The sequence below is a fragment of the Neisseria sp. HMSC074B07 genome, from assembly GCF_001810355.1.
Classification (GTDB): Bacteria; Pseudomonadota; Gammaproteobacteria; order Burkholderiales; family Neisseriaceae; genus Neisseria.
This window is the reverse complement of sequence record NZ_KV800950.1, coordinates 71,178-81,128: the sequence shown is the minus strand read 5'-3', so window position 1 is coordinate 81,128 and position 9,951 is coordinate 71,178. Positions and strand designations below refer to the sequence as shown.

General features: G+C 53.5%; 7 protein-coding genes. 4 read left to right on the top strand and 3 right to left on the bottom strand.

Annotated features, from left to right (window positions below):
* Positions 1-135: 135 nt before the first annotated feature.
* Together cysG and hflX are read left to right on the top strand one after the other, a co-directional pair.
* On the top strand, positions 136-1,551 hold the full coding sequence (gene cysG / locus HMPREF2726_RS08400; RefSeq protein ID WP_009312218.1) for a siroheme synthase CysG: 1,416 nt from the start codon (positions 136-138) through the stop codon (positions 1,549-1,551).
* Positions 1,552-1,799: 248 nt separating this feature from the next.
* Positions 1,800-2,990, top strand: coding sequence for a GTPase HflX (gene hflX, locus HMPREF2726_RS08395; protein ID WP_009312217.1), 1,191 nt, complete (start codon positions 1,800-1,802; stop codon positions 2,988-2,990).
* A 188-nt stretch (positions 2,991-3,178) separates the two neighbouring features.
* Here hflX and HMPREF2726_RS14805 read toward each other — a convergent pair whose 3' ends face one another.
* Entirely contained in the window at positions 3,179-3,304 is a 126-nt protein-coding gene (locus HMPREF2726_RS14805) for a hypothetical protein (protein ID WP_003757417.1), read from the bottom strand.
* Between the two features lie 419 nt (positions 3,305-3,723).
* Between HMPREF2726_RS14805 and HMPREF2726_RS08385 the strand changes: the two genes are divergently transcribed.
* Both HMPREF2726_RS08385 and HMPREF2726_RS08380 read left to right on the top strand, forming a co-directional pair.
* Positions 3,724-6,195 carry a heavy metal translocating P-type ATPase gene (locus HMPREF2726_RS08385; RefSeq protein WP_009312216.1) on the top strand — a complete coding sequence of 824 codons (2,472 nt, stop codon included), beginning with the start codon at positions 3,724-3,726 and terminating at the stop codon, positions 6,193-6,195.
* Positions 6,196-6,559: 364 nt separating this feature from the next.
* Positions 6,560-6,841 carry a hypothetical protein gene (locus HMPREF2726_RS08380; RefSeq protein WP_009312215.1) on the top strand — a complete coding sequence of 94 codons (282 nt, stop codon included), beginning with the start codon at positions 6,560-6,562 and terminating at the stop codon, positions 6,839-6,841.
* Positions 6,842-6,982: 141 nt separating this feature from the next.
* On the opposite strand, the gene mutL is transcribed toward HMPREF2726_RS08380, so the two are convergent.
* Together mutL and HMPREF2726_RS08370 are read right to left on the bottom strand one after the other, a co-directional pair.
* Positions 6,983-8,977 carry a DNA mismatch repair endonuclease MutL gene (mutL, locus tag HMPREF2726_RS08375; protein ID WP_009312214.1) on the bottom strand — a complete coding sequence of 665 codons (1,995 nt, stop codon included), beginning with the start codon at positions 8,975-8,977 and terminating at the stop codon, positions 6,983-6,985.
* 128 nt (positions 8,978-9,105) lie between these two features.
* On the bottom strand, positions 9,106-9,729 hold the full coding sequence (locus HMPREF2726_RS08370) for an EVE domain-containing protein (RefSeq protein WP_009312213.1): 624 nt from the start codon (positions 9,727-9,729) through the stop codon (positions 9,106-9,108).
* Positions 9,730-9,951 lie beyond the last annotated feature (222 nt).

Below are 9,951 nucleotides of genomic sequence, written 5' to 3'. Positions count from 1 at the left end.
TTCGTCGCCTTGTCCTGATTTAAATTTAATCCACCATATAACCAAATTCGATAAGATAAGCAAAAACCATTCTTTCCGCCGAAGCCTGCGGGATTTTAAGATGGGCGGCACGATAGCTTAATAAGAGAACACGCCATGAACCATTATCCCCTGTTTGCCGATTTGAACGGCCGCCCCGTCCTGCTGGCGGGTGCGGGCAAAGTGGCGGAACGCAAAGCCGAAAGCCTGTTGCAGGCAGGGGCTGCGGTCAGGGTTGTCGCCCGCGAACTCAATCCCGTTTTCCAAAAGTGGGCGGACGAAGGCAAAATCGAATGGCTGGGCAGCGAATTTCACGAGGACGATTTGGATGACGTGTTTTTCGCCGTCGCCGCCACCGACGATTACGCCTTCAACTGCCGTATTTTCCAAGCGGCGGAGCAGCGGGCGAAACTCTGCAACACCGTCGATACCGCGGATTTGTGTTCCTTCACCGTCCCCGCCGTCATCGACCGCAGCCCGCTCAAAATCGCTGTCTCCAGCGGCGCGACCGCCCCCGTTTTGGCGCGCAAGTGGCGGCAGATCATCGAAACGCTCATCCCGCTGCACACCGGTCAAATGGCGGCGCTCGCAGGCAAATGGCGCAACGCGGTCAAAGCCAAAATCAAAGGCACGGCAAACCGCCGCCGTTTTTGGGAAAACCTGTTCGACAGCCGCTTTAACGCGCTCGCCGCCCAAGGCAACCTCGATGCCGCCGAAGCAGAGCTTGCTGCGCAGCTTGACGGCTTCGGCGCGGCAAAAGGCGAAGTCGTCCTTGTCGGCGCAGGCCCCGGCGACGCAGGGCTGCTCACCTTGCACGCTTTGCAGGCGATACAGGCGGCGGATGTCGTGTTCCACGATGCCTTGGTTTCAGACGACGTCTTAAGCATGGTGCGCAAAGACGCGGACAAAATCAGCGTCGGCAAACGCGCAGGCTCGCACCACGTCCAACAAGAAGAAACCAACCGCCTCCTGGTCGAATACGCCCGCCAAGGTTTGCGCGTCGTCCGGCTCAAAGGCGGCGACCCCTTCGTTTTCGGGCGCGGCGGCGAAGAAGCCCAAGTCTTGCAGCAGGCAAACATCCCCTACCGCATCATCCCCGGCATCACCGCCGCACTGGGCGCGACCGCCTACGCAGGCATCCCCCTGACACACCGCGACTGCGCACAAAGCGCGCTCTTCGTTACCGGACACAGCAAACACGACGGCTACCAACCCGACTGGCGCACGCTCGCTCTGAGCAACCAAACACTGGTCGTCTATATGGGCACGCTCAAAGCCGCCGAAACCGCCGAAAAACTGATGGCGCACGGACGCAGCGGCGACACACCCGTCGCCATCGTCTCCAACGGCACGCTTCCGCATCAGAGCGTCGTGACAGGTCGTCTGAAAAACCTGTCCGAGCTGGCAGAAAACGCCCCGCGCCCCGCGCTGATCGTTATCGGCGAAGTCGTTTCCCTGCGTGACGAATTGAAGTGGTTTCAAGAAAACCCCGCGCAAAGCTGCCTCCACACGCTGCACGGACAAGCCGCCTGAAGTGTTGGTTTAAACCGTTTAAACAAACAAAAGGTCGTCTGAAAACCCCAATCCGGTTTTCAGACGACCTTTCTTGATTATGCTTTCACGGGCGGATGGTGTAAGATGCTGACGCAGCACGCAATCGCATCAACAAACGCCTTCAACGGAGCGTGCGGCATGCCAAACAGAGATAGGGCAGAGAGCGGCCGAGCCATCAAATGGATGGATGCCGCTTTCCGTTTTTTCAAAAAAAGAAAGGATTTTCCTTGTCCAAACGCAACATTTTCCCCGTCGACAAATCTTTGGAGCAACCCGAACGCGTGATGCTGGTCGGGGTGATGTTGAGCGCGGATTATTCGGGCGCGAACGAAGTGCGCGAGCGGACTTTTCAGACGACCTTGGACGAGGCGGCGGAATTGGTCGCGGCGGCAGGCGGCGAGCTGGTGTTGCGGGAAACCGCCAAGCGCGACAAGGCGCATACGGCTTATTTCGTCGGCACGGGCAAGGCGGAGGAGCTGGCGGCGGCGGTGAAGCTGCACGACATCGGCTTGGCAGTGTTCAACCATGAATTGACGCCGACACAGGAGCGCAATTTGGAAAAAATCCTGCAATGCCGCGTCCTCGACCGCGTGGGTCTGATTTTAGCGATTTTTGCCAAACGCGCCCAATCGCAGGAGGGTAAATTGCAGGTGGAGCTGGCGCAGTTGAACCATTTGAGCGGGCGGCTGGTGCGCGGCTACGGGCATTTGCAGAGCCAGAAGGGCGGTATCGGCTTGAAAGGGCCGGGCGAGACGCAGTTGGAAACCGACCGCCGCTTAATCGGGCAGAAAATCACGGCGTTGAAAAAACAGTTGGCGCAAGTGAAAAAACAACGTGCCACGCGCCGCAAATCGCGGATGGAGGGTCGTCTGAAAACCTTTGCCATCGTCGGCTACACCAACGCGGGCAAATCCAGCCTGTTCAACCGTCTGACCAAGGCGGACGTGTTGGCGAAAGACCAGCTTTTTGCCACGCTGGATACGACGGCGCGGCGTTTGTTCCTGTCGCACGAGGCGGGCGTGATTCTGACGGATACAGTCGGTTTCGTCCGCGATTTGCCGCACAAGCTGGTGTCGGCGTTTTCGGCGACGCTGGAGGAAACGGCTTTGGCGGATGTGCTGCTGCACGTTGTCGATGCGTCCAATCCCGATTTCGAGCGGCAGATGGACGATGTGAATGTGGTTTTGGAGGAAATCGGTGCGCATGAAGTGCCGCAGCTTGTCGTGTACAACAAGATCGACCTGCTGCCGGAAGGCGTACGCGGGGCGGGCGTGTTGCGGGACAATTCGGGACGCGCCGTCGGCGTGAATATTTCGGTTACGAAAAGTCTGGGCTTGGACGCTTTGCGCGAGGCGATGATTGAACGGGCGTTGGAAAACGGCGGCAAGAGGTCGTCTGAAAACTGCAAAGCCGAATAAAAACAAGATGTTTTGACTGCCGTTGTTTCTCAATGGGAAGGACGGCGGGTTAAATTTCGATTTCGATTATCGTTTGCCGCCGAGTGTTTCAAAAGGTCGTCTGAAAAAATAAAGGCCGTTTGGAAAACAAAGATAAATCAGGGAGGGTTTATCTTTATTTCCAAACGGCCGTTTAAAAGGTTTCCCGCTTAGAGGGGGAGAAGGCGGCGTTTTTTCAAAACGTTTTCGTAAATCATCCATGCCGCCAAGCTCAGGTAGGCGACGCTGGACAGGATGCCGATAACGGCAAAAATAGGTAGCAGGCGGTCAATCATGATGTTTTCCCGAGTAAGAAGTTAGTGGAAAGTTTTGTATAAAAGCGTAATGTTTTGTATTTTTTATTGTACTGTTTGTACGGAATATGCGTGTAGTATGCAGCTTCAAATCGAGTCGGTCAACAAAAATGTATGGTGTTTTTTTAAAAAAGTTCCTTTTTTACATTAAAATAATCGGTAAATTCGACCGATATGCGGTATGGCAGAGTAACCGTTCGTCTATTGATAAACGGATATATCATTGAAAAATATAAATAAATAATATAAAAATATGCAAATTGTTTTAAAATAAACGTTTTGTAAAATATTTTTAAAAATCTGCTAAAAAGCGACACTTTAATAAAGTTTACATTTTTAAACATTTCAAATCCAAGTTTCAAGCGGCAAACCACCTGCCGGCACACCATCAGGCACATATTATGAATCAAACGGAAAGAACCTGTTTCCATTGCGGTCTGGAAGTCCCCGAACACCTCCATTTGACCGTCCGCTACGAAAATGAAGACCATGAAACCTGCTGCGCGGGTTGTCAGGCGGTGGCGCAGAGCATTATTGATGCAGGTTTGGGCAATTATTACAAACAGCGTACCGCCGATGCGGAAAAATCCGAATTGCCGCCGCCGGAAGTGTTGTCGCAACTGAAATTGTACGATTTGCCCGAAGTGCAGGCGGATTTTGTCGAAGTCGGGGAAGGAAATAAGCGCGAGGCAGTGTTGATGCTGGGCGGCATTACCTGCGCGGCGTGCGTATGGCTGATTGAGCAGCAGCTTTTGCGGACGGCGGGCGTGGTGCGCGTGGATTTGAATTACAGTACGCACCGCTGCCGCGTGGTGTGGGACGAGGGCAAAATCGCGCTGTCGGACATTCTTTTGAAAATCCGCAAAACGGGTTATACCGCCGCGCCTTACGATGCGCAAAAAGTCGAGGCGCAGGCGCAAAAAGAGCGCAAACAGTTTATCGTCAGGCTGGCGGTGGCGGGTTTGGGCATGATGCAGACGATGATGTTTGCCGTGCCGACTTATCTTTACGGCGGCGACATCGAGCCGCTGTTTTTGGAAATCCTGCACTGGGGCGGCTTTTTGATGGTGCTGCCCGTCGTGTTTTACAGCGCGTTGCCGTTTTACCGCGGCGCGTGGCGCGATTGGAAAAACCGCCGCGTCGGCATGGATACGCCGATTGCGATTGCGGTCGTGATGACTTTTGTCGCGGGCATTTACAGCCTTGCCGTCAATGCGGGGCAGGGGATGTATTTCGAGTCCATCGCCATGCTGCTGTTTTTCCTGTTGGGCGGGCGGTTTATGGAACAAATCGCAAGGCGCAGGGCGGGAGATGCGGCGGAGCGGCTGGTGAAACTTGTTCCCGCGTTCTGCCACCGCCTTCCGTCTTATCCCGACAGCGAGGAAATCGAAGAAGCGGCGGTTGTACAGCTTCAGGCGGGCGACGTCATCGTCGTCAAACCCGGCGAGGTTATTCCTGTGGACGGCACGGTGTTGTCCGGCGAGAGCGAAGTGGACGAAGCCATGTTGACGGGCGAGAGCCTGCCCGTCGTCAAAAGGTCGTCTGAAAACGTTACCGCAGGCACGCTCAATACGGGCAGCCCGCTTGTTATCCGAACCGACCGCACCGGCAACAACACGCGCCTGTCGCACATCGTCAAACTGCTCGACCGCGCGCTCGCCCAAAAACCGCGCGCCGCCGAGCTTGCCGAGAAATACGCCTCCAGCTTCGTGTTTGGCGAGCTGCTGCTTGCCATCCCCGTTTTCATCGGCTGGACATGGTATGCCGACGCACAAACCGCCTTGTGGATTACCGTCGCGCTGCTGGTCATCACTTGTCCGTGTGCACTTTCACTTGCCACGCCGACCGCGCTTGCCGCCTCCACAGGCGCGCTTGCCGACGACGGCGTGTTAATCAGCGGCAAACAAAGCCTCGAAACGCTCGCCCAAATCGACGATGTCGTGTTCGACAAAACCGGCACGCTGACCAAAGGACAATTGTCCGTCAGCCGAATCATCCCCTTAGGTCGTCTGAAAACAGAAGAAGCGCTTGCCGCTGCACAAGCTTTGGAACATCAATCCGAACACCCCATTGCCCGCGCCATCTTGAACCATACGCTTTCAGACGACCCCAACCCCGCGCCCGAATACACAGTTTCCCAACGTGTCAACCGCATCGGACAAGGCGTCAGCGCGCAAATGACCTATAAAGGCGAAACCCAAGTCTGGGCATTGGGACGCGCTGATTTCGTCGCGGGAATAGCCGGCGTGTTGCCTGACGAAGCCGCCGACATCGAACACGCAGGCAGCATGGTATTCCTCGGCAACCAAAGCGGTTTCCGAGCCGTCTTCCTGCTAGAAGACCAAATCAAAGACAGCGCCGCCGCCATGCTCGACATCCTCAAACAACAAGGCATCCGCACCCACCTACTCAGCGGCGACCGCACAAATGCCGTCGCACAAGTCGCGCAGGCACTCGGTTTGGACACCTACCGCGCCGAAGCCGCGCCCGAAGACAAGCTCGCCTATGTTGAAGAATTGCAGAAACAAGGCAGAAAAGTTTTGATGGTCGGCGACGGCATCAACGACGCCCCCGTCCTCGCCCAAGCCGACGTATCCGCCGCCGTCGCAGCAGGCGCTGATGTCGCACGCGACGGCGCCGATTTGGTCTTGCTCAACGACGACTTGAACATCCTGCCCGCCACCATCGCCCAAGCCCGCCGCACACGCGAAATCATCCGCCAAAACCTAGCCTGGGCAAGCGCATACAACATCATCGCCGTCCCGCTCGCCGTCTTAGGCTACGTTAAACCCTGGATCGCCGCATTAGGCATGAGCCTCAGCTCGTTGTTTGTCGTGGGCAACGCGTTGAGGCTGCTGAAGAAGAGGGAATAGGTGGTTTCGGAAGGGAGGGGTCGTCTAAAAAGCTGGATTTTGGATTTTCAGACGACGTTTTTTATTTGGGTTTTTAAAAGATGGATCGGGTGGTAGTTTTTTCGTGGGCAAATCCCACGCTACTGTTAGGTTGTGGAGGGGATGCATTGTTGATTAAAAGGTCGTTTGAAAGTTTATAATGATGATCTGAATATCCAATGAATCGCATGTGTATGTATCGTACACGCACTATATGGGGATTCATAACACACAATTGTGGTAGGTTGTAGCTTACTACGAGTCACGCCATTTAAAATATTTAGTCGACTAAATATTTTAAATGGCGTATTATCCTATTCGTGATTAACAACCAAGGTTATCCTAAATGGACAATGAAATTGAAAAGATTAACGCAGAACTGGCTGATTTACAGCTGAAAATGCAAGAAGCAATGAACAAAAAGTTAGCTGTTCATGAAAAAATTTTGGCCTCTCAGGGTTTAGAGTTGGCTGATCTGCAAAAAAGGGTTGCTTCACTAGAGGCTTACCGTGATGCAGCCATTAAAGCCGATTTGCTAAATGGAATGAAGGGAAAAGATGCTGCCCGCAAGTACGGGTTAAGCCAAGGGCGTATTTCTCAAATAAAAAATAGCGATAAAAAGCAATAGGTTAATAGCATATGTGGCATGGGTCTTGACCCCAAAAAAAACCAAAACCATTCTGAATATTGGGTTTGACCACCCAAGCTGCTTAAAAGGTCGTCTGAAAATCTAAATCCGTTTTCAGACGACCTTTATTTTTCGTCGGCTTTATTGTCCGCGTAAGAACAGTGCGTCCAGTTCTTTCAGCGTCAGTTTCACCCAGGTCGGGCGGCCGTGGTTGCATTGGTTGCTGCGCGGGGTGTTTTCCATGTCGCGCAGGAGGGCGTTCATTTCGGGCAGGGTGAGCTGGCGGCCGGCGCGGACGGAGCCGTGGCAGGACATGGTGGCGAGGATGTGGTTTTCGTGTTCTTCGATGGTTTGGCTGCTGCCGACTTGGGCGAGTTCGCCCAATACGTCTTTGGCGAGCGAGACGACGTCGGCTTTGCCGAGCATGGCGGGGACGGCGCGGACGGCGAGGGTGTTGCCGCCCATGTCGGACAGTTCCAGTCCGAAGCCTGCCAGTGTGTCGGCGTGGTCGGCGAGGGCGGCGCATTCTTCGTGGGACGCGGGGAAGGTAACGGGGATGAGCAGGCGTTGGCTTTGCAGGTTGCCGTTTTCCTGCCGCTGGCGTTTCATTTTTTCGTAGTTGACGCGTTCGGCGGCGGCGTGCATGTCGATGAGCAGCAGGCTGTCTTCGGCTTGGGCGAGGATGTAGATGCCTAATAGTTGGGCGATGGCGAAGCCTAGCGGCGGCAGTTCGGGTTTGGGGTCGTCTGAAAAGGTGTGGGCAGGGGTTTCAGACGACGTGGCGGACGTGGTACCGAAGCGGGCTTGTTCGAATTGTGCCAACTCTATGTCTGCTTCATCGGCTGCGGTGTTTTTGAAGAGTTCGGCGTAGGTGTTGAGGGCGGCGCGGCTTTCGCGCAGGGACAGGCTGCGTTGCTGCGGCGCGCGTGCTGCCTGATAGGGCATGGGGGCGGTTTTGCCTGAACTGAAGGCGTTGCGCGGTTCGGAAGCGTGTGTGCTTGGTGTGGTGGCGAAAATGTTTTCAGACGACGCGGTCGGGTTTTGGAGAAACTGATTATGCTCGTTTTCAGACGACGTTGCCGCGGGACGGATGCCTGTGATTTCGTGCAACACTTCGCCTGCGTTGCCGACGCTTTCGGTCAAGTCGGCGCGGGTGTCGGCGAGGGCTTTGTTGAGGGTGTGGAACACGAGTTGGTGTACCTGCTGGCTGTCGCGGAAGCGGATTTCGGTTTTGGTGGGGTGGACGTTGACGTCCACGGCTTCGGGCGGCAGGTCGAGGAAGAGGACGAAGGCGGGAGTGAGGGCGTTGTGCAATACGTCGCGGTATGCCTGTTTGACGGCGTGGAGCATGACTTTGTCGCGTACGAAGCGGTGGTTGACGAAGCAGTATTGTTTGTCGGTTTTACCTTTGGCGAAGGTGGGTTTGGCGATGGCGCCGTAGAGCCGCAGCGCGCCGTTGCCGCTGTCGATTTCTAAGGATGCCGCCTGAAAGTCTTCGCCGACGATGGCGGCTATGCGTTCGTGCAGGCTTTGGGCGGGGAGTTTGAACACTTGCTTGCCGTCGCGTTTGAGCGAGAAGGCGATGTGCGGATGCGCCAGCGCGAGGCGTTCGAGCATGGTGGCGCAGTGGGCGTATTCGGTGTTTTCGGATTTGAGGAATTTGCGCCGCGCGGGGGTATTGAAGAAGAGTTCGGCGGCTTCGATGGTGGTGCCGACGGGATGGGCGGCGGCGGTGGGGCTGCTGAGTTTGCCGTCTTCGGCTTTGACTTGGGTCGCGTGCGCACTGCCGTCTTGGCGGCTGGTCAGTGTCAGGCGGCTGACGGAGGCGATGCTTGCCAAGCCTTCGCCGCGAAAGCCCATGCTGGCGACGTGTTCCAAATCGTTTAAGGTTTTGATTTTGCTGGTGGCGTGGCGGTGGAGCGCGAGTTCGATGTCGTCGGGGTGGATGCCGCCGCCGTTGTCGCTGACGCGGATGAGGCGGATGCCGCCGCCTGCCAGCTCGACTTCAATCGCCGTCGCGCCTGCGTCTATGCTGTTTTCGACGATTTCTTTCAGGGCGTTGGCGGGGCGTTCGACCACTTCGCCGGCGGCGATTTGGTTGACGAGGTGGTCGGGCAGGGCGGCGATTCGGGACATGGGTTTCTTCCGTTTTCAAACTGGCGGGTATTATAGCAAAAGGTCGTCTGAAAACCGGAATCGGGATTTCAGACGACCTTTTGAAATTTAACTGCCGTTTTACAGGATACTTGTAGCCTTACTTTGTCTTATTTGAGATTCTCCAAAAGTTTTTCCCCATCAGTAATCTGAGATAATGTTTGGGCAAAAGGAAAAGAACGTCCCAAAATGGATTTAACCTGTCTTGCTTTGATTGGATTTTGACTTAAATCGACAAAATGTTCTAGTTTTTGAAAAAATGTTTTATTATCAACACCATAATGATGTGTTGTCTCTACGATTCCTGTTGCTTGACCATATGCAACAATTCCTTGTCCGGAGGCGTATAGGAATACATAGTCTCCTTTTTTAATCCGACAGATTTTTTCTTTGTAGCCATCTTCAAATGCAGCAGCTACTTGGTTTGTCATCATGAAATTATGGTCTTCCAAGTCGTTGGCACTATTAGTATTTAATAAGAAATATCGTGTTGTAGTTGAATTATCAAATTCTTCGTCTTTTTGTTTGTCAATCATTCGTTTGTTCTCCCAGTCTTGAATAATGAATTCTTGAATTAAATCATTAATGATGTCTTGGCGGGTTGTTTCCCAAGCATCGGCAAGCTCTTGCAAAATCAAATCATCTTTAATGGATAAACGTAAACTCAACGTAACTTTATTTTGATTTCGTTGGTTATATATTTCTGTACGGCGGTCGATATAGCTATTGGACATAATTATATCCTTTTGTTTTTAGAGTTAAATAAAATATTAGGAGGAGAATATCCTTTTTGATGATGAGTATTATGCTATATTTATATTTTAAATACAATAAAAATTATTCTTGAATTATTTTATAATTATTTTTATTTTAAATAAATTATAGTAATAATTTTCATGGGAGGTTGGCTGAATCAGGTAATTTATAGCAAAAGGTCGTCTGAAAACCGGAATCGG

Bases quoted from the DNA above. Each gene is read 5' to 3' on its own strand.
- cysG (WP_009312218.1), top strand. From the start codon at position 136: ATGAACCATTATCCCCTGTTTGCCGATTTGAACGGCCGCCCCGTCCTG.
- HMPREF2726_RS08370 (WP_009312213.1), bottom strand. From the start codon at position 9,729: ATGTCCAATAGCTATATCGACCGCCGTACAGAAATATATAACCAACGA.
- HMPREF2726_RS14805 (WP_003757417.1), bottom strand. From the start codon at position 3,304: ATGATTGACCGCCTGCTACCTATTTTTGCCGTTATCGGCATCCTGTCC.
- mutL (WP_009312214.1), bottom strand. From the start codon at position 8,977: ATGTCCCGAATCGCCGCCCTGCCCGACCACCTCGTCAACCAAATCGCC.
- HMPREF2726_RS08380 (WP_009312215.1), top strand. From the start codon at position 6,560: ATGGACAATGAAATTGAAAAGATTAACGCAGAACTGGCTGATTTACAG.
- HMPREF2726_RS08385 (WP_009312216.1), top strand. From the start codon at position 3,724: ATGAATCAAACGGAAAGAACCTGTTTCCATTGCGGTCTGGAAGTCCCC.